This window comes from Thioclava electrotropha, assembly GCF_002085925.2.
In the GTDB taxonomy this organism is placed as follows: domain Bacteria; phylum Pseudomonadota; class Alphaproteobacteria; order Rhodobacterales; family Rhodobacteraceae; genus Thioclava; species Thioclava electrotropha.
In genome coordinates, this window is the sequence record NZ_CP053562.1 from 4,161,509 (window position 1) to 4,175,501 (window position 13,993).

12 protein-coding genes are annotated in these 13,993 nt (G+C 64.6%); 3 read left to right on the forward strand and 9 right to left on the reverse strand.

Annotation, left to right across the window (positions count from 1 at the left end; genetic code table 11):
- Positions 1–3: 3 nt before the first annotated feature.
- From AKL02_RS19880 to AKL02_RS19900, 5 genes are all read right to left on the reverse strand, one after another.
- Positions 4–3,915, reverse strand: coding sequence for a translocation/assembly module TamB domain-containing protein (locus tag AKL02_RS19880; RefSeq protein ID WP_083079384.1), 3,912 nt, complete (start codon positions 3,913–3,915; stop codon positions 4–6).
- Positions 3,915–5,708: an autotransporter assembly complex protein TamA gene (locus tag AKL02_RS19885; protein WP_083079387.1), complete on the reverse strand. Its 1,794-nt coding sequence runs from the start codon at positions 5,706–5,708 to the stop codon at positions 3,915–3,917. Before AKL02_RS19885 ends, AKL02_RS19880 begins: the two co-directional genes overlap by 1 nt.
- Positions 5,709–5,821: 113 nt before the next feature.
- On the reverse strand, positions 5,822–6,349 hold the full coding sequence (locus AKL02_RS19890; RefSeq protein WP_108722436.1) for an isopentenyl-diphosphate Delta-isomerase: 528 nt from the start codon (positions 6,347–6,349) through the stop codon (positions 5,822–5,824).
- Between the two features lie 135 nt (positions 6,350–6,484).
- Entirely contained in the window at positions 6,485–6,997 is a 513-nt protein-coding gene (gene secB, locus AKL02_RS19895; RefSeq protein WP_078522734.1) for a protein-export chaperone SecB, read from the reverse strand.
- A 59-nt stretch (positions 6,998–7,056) separates the two neighbouring features.
- Positions 7,057–7,584, reverse strand: a complete 528-nt coding sequence (locus AKL02_RS19900) for an FxsA family protein (RefSeq protein ID WP_083079391.1) — start codon at positions 7,582–7,584, stop codon at positions 7,057–7,059.
- Between the two features lie 118 nt (positions 7,585–7,702).
- Here AKL02_RS19900 and AKL02_RS19905 point away from each other — a divergent pair, with 118 nt between their 5' ends.
- Genes AKL02_RS19905 through AKL02_RS19915 form a run of 3 tightly spaced genes read left to right on the forward strand, consistent with a single transcriptional unit; the run spans position 7,703 to position 9,845 of the window.
- Positions 7,703–8,362, forward strand: coding sequence for a Tim44/TimA family putative adaptor protein (locus tag AKL02_RS19905; protein ID WP_083079527.1), 660 nt, complete (start codon positions 7,703–7,705; stop codon positions 8,360–8,362).
- Positions 8,363–8,367: 5 nt separating this feature from the next.
- Positions 8,368–9,255, forward strand: a complete 888-nt coding sequence (mltA, locus tag AKL02_RS19910; RefSeq protein ID WP_232621674.1) for a murein transglycosylase A — start codon at positions 8,368–8,370, stop codon at positions 9,253–9,255.
- Positions 9,252–9,845, forward strand: a complete 594-nt coding sequence (locus AKL02_RS19915; RefSeq protein ID WP_083079393.1) for a Smr/MutS family protein — start codon at positions 9,252–9,254, stop codon at positions 9,843–9,845. Before mltA ends, AKL02_RS19915 begins: the two co-directional genes overlap by 4 nt.
- Here AKL02_RS19915 and AKL02_RS19920 read toward each other — a convergent pair.
- From AKL02_RS19920 to hslV, 4 genes are all read right to left on the reverse strand, one after another.
- Positions 9,842–10,933: an alpha/beta hydrolase gene (locus AKL02_RS19920; protein ID WP_083079395.1), complete on the reverse strand. Its 1,092-nt coding sequence runs from the start codon at positions 10,931–10,933 to the stop codon at positions 9,842–9,844. The genes AKL02_RS19915 and AKL02_RS19920 overlap by 4 nt on opposite strands.
- A 61-nt stretch (positions 10,934–10,994) precedes the next feature.
- Positions 10,995–12,302: an ATP-dependent protease ATPase subunit HslU gene (hslU, locus tag AKL02_RS19925; RefSeq protein ID WP_078602462.1), complete on the reverse strand. Its 1,308-nt coding sequence runs from the start codon at positions 12,300–12,302 to the stop codon at positions 10,995–10,997.
- Positions 12,303–12,305: 3 nt separating this feature from the next.
- Complete coding sequence (locus AKL02_RS19930) at positions 12,306–13,367, reverse strand: hypothetical protein (protein WP_078541443.1); 1,062 nt, start codon at positions 13,365–13,367, stop codon at positions 12,306–12,308.
- On the reverse strand, positions 13,360–13,917 hold the full coding sequence (gene hslV, locus AKL02_RS19935; protein WP_083079397.1) for an ATP-dependent protease subunit HslV: 558 nt from the start codon (positions 13,915–13,917) through the stop codon (positions 13,360–13,362). The genes AKL02_RS19930 and hslV overlap by 8 nt, the downstream gene beginning before the upstream one ends.
- Positions 13,918–13,993: the final 76 nt, after the last annotated feature.

The window sequence follows — 13,993 nt, forward strand, 5'->3', positions numbered from 1 at the left end:
GGATCAGTAGTTCTTCTCGAAATAGAGGCCGACCCCGCTCTTGCCGTCAGAGCCGACGGTGCCGCGCGCGGTGAGGCTCTTGGTCACATCCAGATTGAGGTTGATCTGCGAGGTGCCGTCGCCGCCCACCGTGACATCGGTATAGATATTGTCCGACAGGTATTTCCCGACCTTGAGCTGGGTGTTGCCCTGCGCATCGGTCGAGACGTCGAAATCATCCAGCCCGAAATTCTTCCGCAGCTTGCCGATGATCCCTTCGCCGCCCTTGCCCGCGAGCGTCGCGACGGCCGAGGCCAACTGCGCCGCCTGCAAGGGCGAGAGATTGTCGATGGACCGCCCGAAGATCAGCCGCGCCAGAACCTCGTCCTGCGGCAGGTCGGGCGAGGACGCGAAGGTCACCAGTGGCGCATTCGCCTGCCCCTGAATGTTGATCGAGATCGTGTAATCGTCCTGCGTCGTGGTCGCGGTGAAGTCGATATAGGGCACCAGCGCGCCTTGCAGCGCGATCCGGCCCTGATCGAGCGTGAAGCGCTGGCCCAGAATGTCGAGCCGCCCGCGCACCAGCTGGAACTGCCCGATCGGGATCACGTTCGCCGTGGTGCCGGTGATCCGCAGCGAACCGCCAAGCTCCGCATCCAGACCCCGGCCGCGCACGAAGATGCCGCGTTCGGAGGCGATGGTGACATCGAGCGGGAAGGACGGACCGGAGGCCTTTGCACCACCGCTCGCATCGCTCTGACCATTGTTCAGCAGGCTGGCGCGCTTCAGTGTCTCGCGCACCGCACCGCTCTCGCCGACATGCTGGATGCCGTCGGGGACCGAAGCCCCGCCGCCGACGCCCGAGGAGGGCACCCGCAATTCGGTATCGCTCAGCGTGATGCGCCCGGCGATTTTCGCACCGCCGGTCAGCGGGCCGTCCATCGTGATCGTGCCCGAAGCGCGCGTGTCATAAAGCTCGGGGTCCTTCAGCCGCGCGCGGTCGAAGCGGATCGTCAGGTTGCCGTTGTACGGCGCGGAGAGGTTGATCGGGCCGTTGACAGTGATCTGCCCGCCCGTCCCCAGCCGCCCGGTCACGCCAAGCTGCGCACTGCCATTCGAAAGCTGCACGCGCGTGTCGACGTTTTCCAGAACCATGCCGAGATTGGGGGCGACGAGTTTCGCACCATTCGACGTCACCGTGCCCGACAGCGCCGCCAGCCCCGGTTTGCCGTTCATCCGCAAATCGAAGCTGAGCGGGCCTTGGACCGAGCGCGGCTCGATGAAGCTGTTGGCAAGGGCCGTCTGCGCCTGCCCAGTGATCGAGAGGTCGGCATCAGCGAAATTCGTCGCCATGCGGCCAGACACTTTCGCGTCCATGCCGCCCGGTCCGGTGCCCGAGAGGTTCAGATTATAGCCAGAGCCATCCTCGGTGACCGTGCCCGACACCGTCACCGGTCCCGGGAAGCCCGGCGCGAGCAGCGCGGCATTGGCGAGGCGCGCGTTCAGGTCGACCTTGCGCGAGGACTCGCCCGCGGTCCCCTTGGCGGAAACGTCGAGCTGCGGGTTCTTCAGGTCGAGGTTCTGTACTTCGACCGCGCCGTTCGCATATTTCGCCTGCAGCGAGAGGTTCGTCGTGCCCGCCAGAAGCTTGTCCGCCTCGGGCTGACCGATGGCGAGGGATTTGCCGGTGCCGTCGAGCGTCACCCCATAGGTCGCGCCATCCATCGTCGCCGTCGCATCGGCCACAAGCGTGCCGCCATATTTCGCGCCCAGCACCGACAGATCCTTGGTGTCGAGATGAGCGGTCACCTTACCCTTGTCGCCATCGAGATTGCCCTGCGCCTGCAGCTCTCCCGCTGCGGTTTTCACGTCGAGCGAGTCGAGCGTCATGCTGGCATCGCTGCGCGAGCCCGAGACCGAAATCTCAGACCGTCCGGCCAACGCGCGGTCCACCTCGGGGATACCGATCGCGAGGGAATTGCCGGTGCCTTTGAGTGTCACCCCATAGGTGCCGCCATTCAGCGTCACGGTCGCATCGGCGGCCAACTTGCCGCCATATTGATCGCCCAGGAGCGACAGGTCATTGGTGTCGAGCGTGGCGGTCAGTTTGCCGTTCTCGCTCGCCAGATCGCCCTGCGCCTGAAGCGTGCCCGCGCTTGTCTGCACGTTAAGCGAATCCAGTGTCAGCCCGGTCTCGTCTCGCTTGGCCGAGATCGCGATTTCCGACCGGCCCGCCAAGGCACGATCCGCCTGCGGCTGGTCGACCGAAATGTCCTGACCGACGAGGTTGAGATTGGCGTCGAAGGCGCCGCTGAGAACGGTGTATTTCCCCGCGACTGTCATCCGCGCCGCGCCGCCGAGATCACGCCCCGCCAGACCCGACAGCATCGAGAGGTTCGAATGGTCGATCTGCGCCGCGCCCTCGATGGTCACACCCTCGCTGATATTGTCGATCGTGAGGTTGGAATTCAGGCTGTAGCCGGAGCCTTTCAGCGCCAGTTGCGACAGGCGCAGCGGCTTGTCCTGCTGCCACGAGAACACGGTGCGCAGGGTGACGGCGCTGCCTGCCGCCGCGCTCAGCTTTGGATCGGACAGCTCCAGCCCGTTGATGCCCAAAAGCACGGTGCCACCCGCAGAGGGCGGCGAAGCCTGCCGGATGCGGCCCGAACCCGAGAGGTTCGCGGTCAGCATCTTGGTGCCATCCTCGCGGCGCAGCTGGTTCAGACGGCCCGTCAGTTTCCAGCCATCGCCTTCGGCCTCGTCATAAGAGAGATCGAGCGTGCCCGATTGCACATAGGTTTTCGGCCCCGAGATCGGCAGCAGCACCTCTTGGCCATCGCCGAGGCCGAGATTGGCGGTGAGGTCGAATTTCACCGGCATGTTGTTGGCGCCGGTCTGCGCCGAGCCGTTCAGCTGCAGCGCGCGCGATTTCAGATCGAGCGTATTGAGCGTCGTCTGTCCCGAGGCCGTGCGCGTGCCATCCGCGACCAGTGCGACCTCGTTGCCGAAGAATTCGTGGTAATCGGGCGGCAGGAGCGGACGAATATCGCCGCCCAGCGCGACGGAGAAGGTCGTGACCTTGTCGCTGCCTTCGGGTGCTCCCTCGGGCAGTTTGCTACCCACCGAGACCTGCCCCGCCAGACGCTGCTGACCTTCGGTGCTCAGCACGATATCGGCGGTGAAATCGTCGAGCGGGCCCTTGCCCGAAACGGCGAGCGTCATCGCCGGATTGCCCGGAAGGCCGACTTTCTGGACGATGATCCCGTTCTTGCCCTCGTCCACCAGCAGGTCGAGGCCCAGTTCGCGCGTGGCGTTTTCGTAGGATGCGGTGAGGGAGAACTGGCCCTTCTTGTTGTCGATCCGGGCGATGTCGAGCTTGGCGTTGCCCTCGCCCCCTGCGAGCGACATCGAGCCAGAGACTTTGACCGTCGCCTCTTGCCCGAGGATCGGCTCGCCGAGGATCACCTTCTTCGCGTCGATCTTGCCGATCTGCACCGAGACGGGCAGGTCGGGAAGCTGGAAGGGCTTGGCCTCGGGGCTGGGGGCGGTCGAGCTGCTCTCGGAGGTCGGCAGGCGCGGCAGGTCGATCTCGGCGGCGGAGAGCTCGTCGATCTCGATCTTGCCGGTCAGCAGCGCCGTGCGGTTCCACTGGAGCGCGCCGTCCTTGATCGTGATCCACGCGCCGTCCTTGTCGGAGATCGTGAGCTGATCGAAGGTCGCCCGCGAACTCAGCGCCCCCGAGAACCCGTCAAGCCGCACGGTGCGCCCGGCGCCCGAGAGGTTATCCTCGATCAGACCGGTCAGATAGGAGCGGTCGCGCTGCGTCTGCTCGTCGGTCGCGGCCCCTGCCCCGTCCGCGGTCTGCGGCGCGCTGTCCTGCGCGGTGGCGACCAGCGGCGTGAGGCAGAAGGCGAGAAGGATAGCGAAACGTTTCATCAGAAGGCCTGCCCGATACCGATATAGAGTTGCGCCCCCGATCCGGTGCCGCCCGAGACCGGGAAGCCGACGTCGAGGCGGATCGGGCCGATGCCCGTCTTGTAGCGCAGGCCGAGGCCCGCGCCTGCCTGCGAGCCCGAGTCGCCGCCGCCCGCGATATAGCCGTAGTCGTAGAAGGCGACCGCGCCGATCTTGTCGGTGATGCCGATGCGCGCTTCGCCCTGGAAACCCACGAATTCGGTGCCGCCGGTTTTCAGCGTGCCGCCGTCGAGCACTTCGACGCCAAGCGACTGATAGGGCTGGCCGCGCACGGTGCCGCCGCCGCCCGAATAGAACAGGTAGTCCCGCGGGGTTTCCTCGAGATCGGAGCCATAGACCCCGCCAAGCTGCACTCGGCCCGCGAGCACGAAGCGGTCGTTCTGTCCGAAGCCCCGATAGGCCCGCAGATCGCCCGTGACCTGAGCCCCGGTGCCGGTATCGCCGCCGATCCCCACGAAGGGCGTCACGCCCGCCTGAATGAAATAGCCCTTGGTCGGATCGAGCTTGTTGTCGCGATCGTCCCAGGTGAGTTTCGTCGGCAGATAGACCTGCCGGAAATAGGTTTGCCCCGAGTCGTCGGTCACCTTGGACCAGCCATAATTGATCGAGACGTCGCCGGTCAGCTTGTCGTTGAAGATCCGCGTCAGACCGAAGCCGATATCGAAGGCGTTCTCGGTGTAATCCTCTTCGTTCTTCTGGCTGATCTCGGTGGTGATATAGGCGCTGGTTTCCGGGTTGAAGGTCGCGGGGCGGTCGATCCGCGCGCCGATCGAGTAATCCGTGCCGCCCGTCGCGCCGCCGATCCCGGAAATGCCCGCATCCACGCGGAAGCGTTCGCCGCCGCCGAAGAGGTTGCGGTGCAGCCAGTAGCCGTTGAGGCCAAGCCCGTCGCTGGAGCTGAGTTCCGCGCCGAGGCCGATCTTGCGTTTCTTCTGCTCGACCACGGCGAGGTTCACATCGAGGCTGTCATCAGGGTTGAGCGTCTTTGCCTCGGTGATCGCCACGGAGGAGAAAATCCCGGTGCGCTGCAGCCGCGACTGAACCTGATCGAGCTTCTTCGGATCATAGACCTCGCCGGTGGGGAAACCCGCGATCTCGCGCAGGCGCTTCGTGCGCAGGCGCTTGTTTCCCGAAGTCTCGAGCCGTCCGAAGGTCACGAGCGGCCCCGGTGCCAGACGCACGTCGGAAGCCAGCTGATTGGCGCGGTGATCCGCGACGATGTTCTGATAGGAGACTTCGGCCTTGGCGTGGCCCGCATCGCGCCAGCCGGTCGTCGCCGCGCTTGCGGCGTCGACGATCACGCCCGATTTCGCGACCGCACCGACCTTGTAACCCTCGGGCAGATCGGTTTTCGGCGCGACCGGCGCGATATCGGCGCGCGAGAAGGTAAACTCGGGGCCCGGCGTCACGGTCACGGTGACGTTGTTCACCGTGGAAGGCGCATCGAGCGGCGGAATCGTGGCGGCCTCGCGCCCGTCGAGCTTGATCGACACGGTGCCGGAATACCGCCCCTCGGCGAACAGCGCCGAAACGATGCGGTTATAGTCGGCGCGCGCCTCGGAGAGCACGTCCTGCGCGTCCTTGCTGTCGTCATCTGCGGATTGCACCAGAAGCGACGCGCCCTTGATCGTATTGCGCAGATCGTCCGACGCGCCGGGAGTATTAAACTTTAACGAATATGCGAGTGCCGGGGTCGCGAGGATCGCAAGCGCCGCCACGCTCAAATGAAAAACTCGGATGGTCTTCGGTCCCATTACTCATGCCCCCGCCCAATCGAGAGCAGAGTTACAGGTAAGCGATGCGAAAGCTAGGGCAAGCGCGGAATTCCGCGTAGCAATTTAAGGCAATCGGCAGAAATCCCCGCCGCTCAGCAGATCAGGGCGGGCAGGATGCGGGAGATATGCTCCTGCATGTAAAACCGCAGCCAGCGCGAGAACCGATCGGGATAGCGCCGCACCTCGGCACCGAGGTCGTAAAGACCGATCCAGCGAGTCTCCGAGACCAGCTCGGGATCGGGATTCACGGAAAGGCCGCGCTGCGCATAGGCGATGTAGATGTCGGTTACTTCATGCTCGATCAGCCCGTCGCCGACATCCATCCGGTATTCGATACGGTCGGCATGGGCAGGATAGAGCCCCTCGATGCCCAGTTCCTCGCGCAGCCGCCGCAGCGCACAGGTCTCGGGGCGCTCCCCCCAATCAGGGTGACTGCAGCAGGTATTCGACCAGAGACCGGGAGATTGCAGGCAGTTTTCCGAACGCTTCTGCAAAAGGAGCTTTTCGCCATCCATGACGAAAATGGAAACCGCCCGGTGGCGGATCCCTTCGCGATGCGCATCCATCACATCGACAGGGGCGAGCGTGCCCTCGATCCATGCCTGTATCTGGCCCATGATACCTCTTTTGAATCCGATGATCCTGCCCGGGTCGCGGGCGGGATCACCGTTACAAAATGGGTCCGTGACAGGCCAGAGTCACGGTGTCAGCTTGTCCCTGAGGCACGATGCCGCGCCTCAGGCCAGCTTGACGAATCAGACCGTCGTGGGCGCCTCGGTCTGCTGACGGCGCGCCAGTTCGTTGCGATACAGCGCGACGAAATCGACGATCTCGAGGTTGAAGGGCGGGAAGCCACCGTCGCGGGTCACATCCGAAACGATGCGGCGCACGAAGGGGAACAGCTGGCGCGGGCATTCGATCAGCAGGAAGGGATGAAGCTGATCTTCCGGCACGCCTTCGACGTGGAAGATGCCGCCGTAATCGAGCTCGAGCAGGTAGAGCGTCGCGCCGTCCGACTTGTTGTTCGCGGTGATCTTGAACTTGGTGATCACCTCGTACTGGTGCTCGGCGTTGCGCTTCTTGGCGTCGAGCGACACCTGCACCTGCATCTCGGGCTGGATGTCGCTGGTCTGCACGCCTTTCGTGGCGACATTGTTCTCGAAGGACATGTCGCGCGTGAATTGCGCGAGGATGTTCATACGCAGCCCTTGTTGCTCTTGCTGCGGATCCGCGGCGCCGTTGGTCTCGCCATTTGCTTCGTCAGTCATCGACCTCTCCCAAAATTAATTGTGCGAGGTTTAGCACCGGCAGAAAGAAGCCTCAATTCTCAATGACGCGTCCAGCCGGACGGCCCGCCGGGAGGCTTGCCGTTCGGATCGTCGCGATGGGTCATCTCTTCGACCTCTTCGGCGTCGAGGATCTCCGGATCGCGTGGACGGTTCGGAGGTTCGCGGCGCGGATCGTATTGGGTCGTCGTCCGGTACGCGCCGCCCATCTCGAATCGCTGCACCTTCACCCGGCTCGCCGCGGCTTTCATCACCCAGTCGCGAATCCCGGGGATCAGCAGCAGGATCCCGACCGTGTCGGTAAAGAAGCCCGGCGTCAGCAGCAGCACCCCGGCCACGAGGATCATCGCGCCATGCGCCAGCGGGCGCGACGGGTCGCTCAATTCATTGAGAGAGCTGCGCAGATCGTTGAGCGCACGCGCCCCTTCCCGGCGTACCAGCGACGTGCCGACGATCGCGGTCAGCAACACGATCCCCAGCGTCGGCCACAGGCCGATGAGCCCGCCCACTTGAATGAACAGACCGATCTCGATCAGCGGCACGGCCAGAAAGGCCAGAAAGATCCACATGGCATCCTCTTTTATCGCGTCTCCGGGCAAGCTGCGCCGGTGGACTTGAACTAGTTGACGCCTTACATAAGTAGCCATTGACCTAGAAACAAACATGAAGCCAAACACAGGGGTCTCGATGTCCGGTGCCGTCATTCAGCTTATCGTCCTCGCGGCGATTGCGATCTTCCTGATTTTCAAGCTGAAAAGCGTGCTCGGGACCCGTGAGGGCTATGAAAAGCCGATCGCGCCCGAAACGCCGGACGCCCCGGCGCCGAAGCGCGATTTCGACGTGATCGAAGGCGGTCCCGATCACGATATCATCGACAATGTGCCCGAGGGCTCGACCGCCGCCGTAGCGCTTGCCGCGATGAAACGCGTCGAGCCGAGCTTCTCGGTGTCGGAATTCCTGCAAGGCGCGCGCGGCGCTTATGAGATGATCCTGATGGCTTTCGAGACCGGCGATCTGGAAAAGGTGCGCCCCTTCCTGTCGGCCGAGGTCTACGAGGCCTTCGAGGGCGCTGTGGAAGCGCGCAAGGAGAAGGGTCTCGACGTTCAGGCGGAATTCCTCGGCCTGCGCGAGCTGGTGCTGAGCAATGCCGATTTCGACCACTCCACGAAGGAAGCCGAAGTGACCGTGCGCTTCGGGGCCGAGATCATCTCGGTCGCGCGCGATGCCGCCGGAGAGGTGGTCGAGGGCGATCCCAAGTCGCCGCGCAAGCAGCGTGATATCTGGACCTTCGCCCGCACGATGGGTGCGAATGACCCGAACTGGCAGCTCGTCGCCACGGGCGGCTGAAGCCGGTGGCGCTGTCCTTCGCCGATATTCCCGGCTGGACCCGGGACGATCACGCCGCCGCTTGGGCGGCGTTTTGCGTTACGGCCGATCTCTATGGGATGGACACCGCCGGGCTGGACGATGCCAGAACCGCCTTCGAAACCTATTTCGCCCCCTATGAAATCGCCCCCGAGGGGGCTGCGCATTTCACCGGATATTACGAACCCGAACTGCCCGGCGCGCGGAAGAAATCCGACCGCTTCACCTGGCCGCTTTATGCGAAACCGGGTGAAATAGGGTCTAATTCGCCGTGGTATACCCGCGCCGAGATCGCGGCGGGCGATCTACTGGCGGGGCACGAACTGATTTGGCTGGAGAGCCCGATCGAGGCCTATCTCGCGCAGGTGCAAGGCTCGCTGCGGGTGCGGTTTGAAGATGGCGGCAGCCTGCGGCTGGGGTTCGACGGCAAGAACGGGCATCCCTACCGCTCGATCGGCAAGGAGCTGATCGCGCGCGGCGCAGCCCCGCCCGAGGAGATGACGCCCGAGTTCATCCGACGCTGGGCCGCCGAGAACCCCGATCAGCTGCAAGGACTGCTCGATCACAACCCCTCTTTCGTATTCTTCCGGGTGCTGGATATCCCGGGCGACACCGGCCCCCTGGGCGCGATGGGGCGTCCGGTGAGCGCGGGACGCAGCCTCGCCGTAGACCCCGAGGTCGTGCCGCTGGGCAGCCCGGTCTGGATCGACTGTCCGGGCTTTGGACAGCGGCTGATGGTGGCGCAGGACGTTGGCTCTGCGATCAAGGGCGCGGGGCGCGGCGATCTCTTCATCGGCACCGGCATGGACGCCGGGCGCATCGCGGGCGCGATCAACGCCAAGGGCCGGATGATCGGCTTGCGGAGGCGCGCATGAGCCGCAAACGCAAACTCAGCCCCGAGGAACGCGCGCTGTGGGATCGCGTGGCGTCGACGACGGAGAACTACCGCCCGAAAAAGGCCGATCCCGCCGAATTAGAGTCTTTTCTGACGCCGAAACCCAAGCCGAAAGCGAGGGCCGAGGGGCTGCGCAGTTTCGAGATGGGTCAGCACGCGAAACCCTCGCCGGGCCGTCACGACCTTGCCCCGGAGCCGGGCGAGCATCTCGCACGTCAGCCCGTCACGATGGACCGCAAGGCGCATAAGGCGATGACGCGCGGCAAGCTGAAGCCCGAAGGCGTGCTCGATCTGCACGGGCTGACATTGACCGAAGCTCATCCCGAACTAATCCGCTTCATCCTGAATTCGCAAAGCCACGGCAAGCGGCTGGTGCTTGTGATCACAGGCAAGGGCAAGCGCGGCGACGATGACGGCCCGATCCCGCGGCGGGTGGGGGTGTTACGCCATCAGGTGCCGCACTGGTTGCGGATGATGCCGCTCGCGCCCGCCGTCATGCAGATCAACGAAGCACATCTGAAACATGGTGGCGCGGGCGCCTACTACGTCTATCTGCGCCGGATTCGCTAACCGCCCGAGATCGGCGCGAGGATGATCTGCGTCGTATTCTCGACCGTCAGCACCACCGCATCGCCCAGCCCCGTGCGCCCGAACTGCTCGACCTCGAGCACCTCGGCCACTTTCTGCGCGCTGTCGAGCAGCCGGATCAGCGCAGGCGAGGTGACGACGTTGAAATGCCCGTCGCCTGTGTTGAAGGCCGAGACGTTGATCAGCGTCACCTTGTAATGCGCGATACTTGAGACGTCTTCCAGATTGCCCAGCCGGTCGCGCTTGCCCGACAGCCGCGCCGATAGCTGGAGCGCGCGATCCTTCGCGGAGGTGAAGATAATGAACGGCTGCGGCAACGCACCGATCGCGTCGGCCTGCGTCTTGAACACATCCACCGCAATGTCCGGCGAGATCAGGACCACCCCGGAAATCGTCGAAAATCGACCCTGTTTGCGCGTAATCGCCTCCTGACGCAGCACCTCCATCACCAGTTCCGCGCCCAGCGAATGCCCCACGATCAGGATGCGTTTCGCCCCCGCCGCGTTCAGATCGTCGATCAATCTCTCCAGCCCGTCGCGCGCGAACAGCACCGAATCCCGGTCATAGGCATAGCCCAGCACATTCGCCCGCGACGGCCAGGAATAATGCACCAGCACGCCGGGCAGATCGAAATCCGCGCCCATCTGCGCCATCCGATAGAGGCCCTCGGCGAAGGAGTTGTTGAAGCCGTGGACGAACAGCACCGCCTGCCCGTCATGTTTGCGCAGCGCCGTGCGCAGCTCCGACTGGAACGCAGGGCGCTTCATGTCGATCTCGGATTGCGAGACGAGGAACTGCTTGTCCGGGTCGACCGGCAAGGTGTCGGTCATCGGATAGGCGATCTCGGCCACCTCGCGGTCCGGGGGCGTCGCGACGTCGAAACGTGCGAGCCGCAGCTGCTGGCTGCGCGCGGTGCCGAAGGGTTGCCCGGTCTGCGGATCGGGCGCCCGGGTCGAGCCCACAAAAATCGAGCGCGCATCGGCGACCGGGTGATCGAGATAGGCAAGCCGCCCACGCGGTGCGCAGGCGGCCAAGCTCAGCATCAAGATTACGATCAGAAACCGCGCCATCGCCCGTGCCTCGCATCCCTCCCGCAGGAGGATAACAGAGCGCGCGCGAGGTGCCAGTGCCCTAGAGGACGTAGCGGCTCAGATCGGTGTCGCGGGTCAGATCGCCCAGCTCGTTCTCGACGAATTCCGCATCGACGGTGACGCTTTGTCCGCCACGGTCGGGCGCAGTGAAGGACAGCTCCTCGAACACGCGTTCCATGACGGTATAGAGCCTTCTCGCACCGATATTCTCGACCGATTGATTGACCTCCGCCGCGATCCGGGCGAGCGCCGCGATGCCGTCTTCGGTGAAGGCGACCTCGACCTCTTCGGTCTTCATCAGCGCCTGATATTGGCGGGTCAGCGCGTTGTCGGTCTCCGACAGGATGCGGGTGAAGTCCTGCTCGGTCAGCGCCTGCAACTCCACGCGGATCGGCAGACGGCCCTGCAATTCAGGCAGCAGGTCCGAGGGTTTCGCGATGTGGAACGCGCCCGAGGCGATAAAGAGGATATGGTCGGTCTTCACCGGGCCGAGCTTGGTCGAGACCGTCGTGCCTTCGATCAGCGGCAGCAGGTCGCGCTGCACGCCTTCGCGCGAGACATCGGCCCCGCGCGCATCCGAGCGCGCCGTGACCTTGTCGATCTCGTCGATGAAGACCATGCCGGAATGCTGCACGGCCTCGAGGGCTGCGGTCTTCACCGTCTCGTCGTCGAGAAGCTTGTCGGCCTCTTCCGAGATCAGCGTCTCGTAGCTCTCCGAGACGGTCATCTTGCGCCGCGTGGTGCGGTTGCCGCCGAAGGCTTTGAACAGGTCCTGAAGACCCTGCATCTGCTGTTCCATGCCCGGCTGACCGCCCATCATCCCGAGCGGCATGCCGCCGGACTGATCGGCCACGTCCAGCTCGATGATCTTGTCGTCGAGCTCTCCATCGCGCAGCTTCTTGCGGAACATCTCGCGGGTGCTTTCGCGCGCATCGGTGCCGGCGAGCGCGGCGATCACGCGATCCTCGGCGGCCTGATGCGCCTTCGCCTTCACCTCTTCGCGCATGTAGTCGCGGGTCTGCACCATCGCGACATCGGCCAGATCGCGGATGATCTGCTCCACGTCACGGCCGACATAGCCCACTTCGGTGAACTTCGTGGCCTCGACCTTCAGGAAAGGCGCGCGGGCCAGTTTCGCCAGACGGCGCGAGATCTCGGTCTTGCCGACGCCGGTCGGGCCGATCATCAGGATGTTCTTCGGATAGACCTCTTCGCGCAGATCGTCGGGCAGTTGCTGACGGCGCCAGCGGTTGCGCAGCGCAACGGCGACGGCGCGCTTGGCGTCCTTCTGGCCGATGATGAAACGGTCGAGTTCCGAGACGATTTCGCGGGGGGTCAGATCGGTCATGGATTACTCCGTGGCATAGGGCGGCAGGCGGTGCTTGCCGGGAAAATTGGGAAGCGCGCGCATCAGGCGCGTGCGCAGCTCGGTCCAGAAAGAGCCGAGCGCGGTGAGAAAGAGGCCGATCAGGATCAGCGTGATCCACCAGCTGCGCGGATCGGCGGCGTCGCCAAACGCGTAGAAGCTGAGGAAGATCATGTAGCCGATCCCGGCCGTGAAGAAGGAGCGCCGGTCGATGATCAGCGCCAGCGCGGCAAAGACCGCAAGCGTGGCGAGCAGAAGCACATAGCCCGTCCCCGGCCCCATCTTGTAGAAGGTCAGCGCGAGCGTGTTGACCAGCGCGGGGGCGGCGAGCACGTGCAGCCAGAAGCCCGAGGCCGATTGCCGACCCAGCCGATGCGGGTCGCGCATGTCGAACCAGATGCCACCTGCGAGCGCCAGAAGCCCGAAGACCAGCATCGCCAGCGACAGCGCCGAGCCGTTGGACAGATCAAACAGGTCGACCGTCTGCGAAATCGGCGCTTCGGGGTCGAAGCCTTTTGCGAAGGACAGAAGCAGGCCCAGCCCGCAAAGCCCCACGAGGAACATCGAGAACGGCACCCGGTAGCGCAGGAACCACGCAATCAGCGCGACGGCGGTCGCGACCAGCGCGAGATCGAAGTTCGGGGCTTCGGCGATGAAGCGCATCCCGAGGATCGGAATGCCGAGGAAGCTCGCCAGCACCGCCCCGCCCAGCGTGAGCGTCAGCAGGATCGAGGGCAGCACCATCCTGCGCTTGCGGGTGAAATATTCGCCCAGCAGCGCGATCAGCGGGATCAGCATCGCGTAACCCAGCTTGCCGCCCGCAAAGAGGAGGAAGCCGAACGACCCGGTGATCAGGATGCCGAGGCCGACGGTCACGAAGATCTCGGCGAAACCTTTGAACAGCTCGAACGGTTCGTCCTCGGCCGGAAGGGCCGCGCGACCGGCGAGGCGGTTACTGGCCAGCGCCATCACAGACGCGGCCTGCGCCTCGTTGATATGGCCAGCCGCGACCGCCGCGCGCAGATCGTCGCGCGTCAGCTCAGCCACCGATGCTCTCCACCGCCAGGTTGCCGTTGGTGTAGACGCAGATGTCCGACGCGATCGCCATTGCCTTGCGCGCGACCGCCTCGGCGTCGAGATCGGTTTCCATCAGCCCGCGCGCCGCGGCGAGGGCGAAATTCCCGCCAGAGCCGATCGCGGCAATGCCGTGTTCCGGCTCCAGCACGTCGCCCGCGCCGGTCAGGACATAGAGGTCCTTGCCATCCGTCACGATCAGCATCGCTTCGAGATTGCGCAGGTATTTGTCCATGCGCCAATCCTTCGCCAGCTCCACGCAGCCGCGCATCAGCTGCCCGGGCGAGGCTTCGAGCTTCTTCTCGAGCCGCTCCAGCAGGGTGAACGCATCCGCGGTCGAGCCTGCGAAGCCCGCCACGATGTCGTGACCGCCGGGGCTCAGGCGGCGCACCTTGCGCGCCGAGCCTTTGATGACGGTCTGGCCAAGGCTGACCTGCCCGTCGCCCGCGACCACCACTTTACCACCCTTGCGGATGCCGATGATCGTCGTGCCGTGCCAGCCCGGGAATTTCTCTTCGGCCATGTTAGTCCTCCGTTTGCGCCAAAGATATGTAACCCGCAGGCCGGGGCTGCAACCCCGCTTGCCGGTGCGTGAGCCT

What these genes read in the sequence shown, in the direction of transcription:
- AKL02_RS19880 (WP_083079384.1), bottom strand. Translation starts at nt 3,915, where the DNA reads ATGAAACGTTTCGCTATCCTTCTCGCCTTCTGCCTCACGCCGCTGGTC.
- AKL02_RS19920 (WP_083079395.1), bottom strand. Translation starts at nt 10,933, where the DNA reads ATGGCGCGGTTTCTGATCGTAATCTTGATGCTGAGCTTGGCCGCCTGC.
- AKL02_RS19900 (WP_083079391.1), bottom strand. Translation starts at nt 7,584, where the DNA reads ATGTGGATCTTTCTGGCCTTTCTGGCCGTGCCGCTGATCGAGATCGGT.
- secB (WP_078522734.1), bottom strand. Translation starts at nt 6,997, where the DNA reads ATGACTGACGAAGCAAATGGCGAGACCAACGGCGCCGCGGATCCGCAG.
- hslU (WP_078602462.1), bottom strand. Translation starts at nt 12,302, where the DNA reads ATGACCGATCTGACCCCCCGCGAAATCGTCTCGGAACTCGACCGTTTC.
- AKL02_RS19905 (WP_083079527.1), top strand. Translation starts at nt 7,703, where the DNA reads ATGTCCGGTGCCGTCATTCAGCTTATCGTCCTCGCGGCGATTGCGATC.
- AKL02_RS19915 (WP_083079393.1), top strand. Translation starts at nt 9,252, where the DNA reads ATGAGCCGCAAACGCAAACTCAGCCCCGAGGAACGCGCGCTGTGGGAT.
- AKL02_RS19885 (WP_083079387.1), bottom strand. Translation starts at nt 5,708, where the DNA reads ATGGGACCGAAGACCATCCGAGTTTTTCATTTGAGCGTGGCGGCGCTT.
- hslV (WP_083079397.1), bottom strand. Translation starts at nt 13,917, where the DNA reads ATGGCCGAAGAGAAATTCCCGGGCTGGCACGGCACGACGATCATCGGC.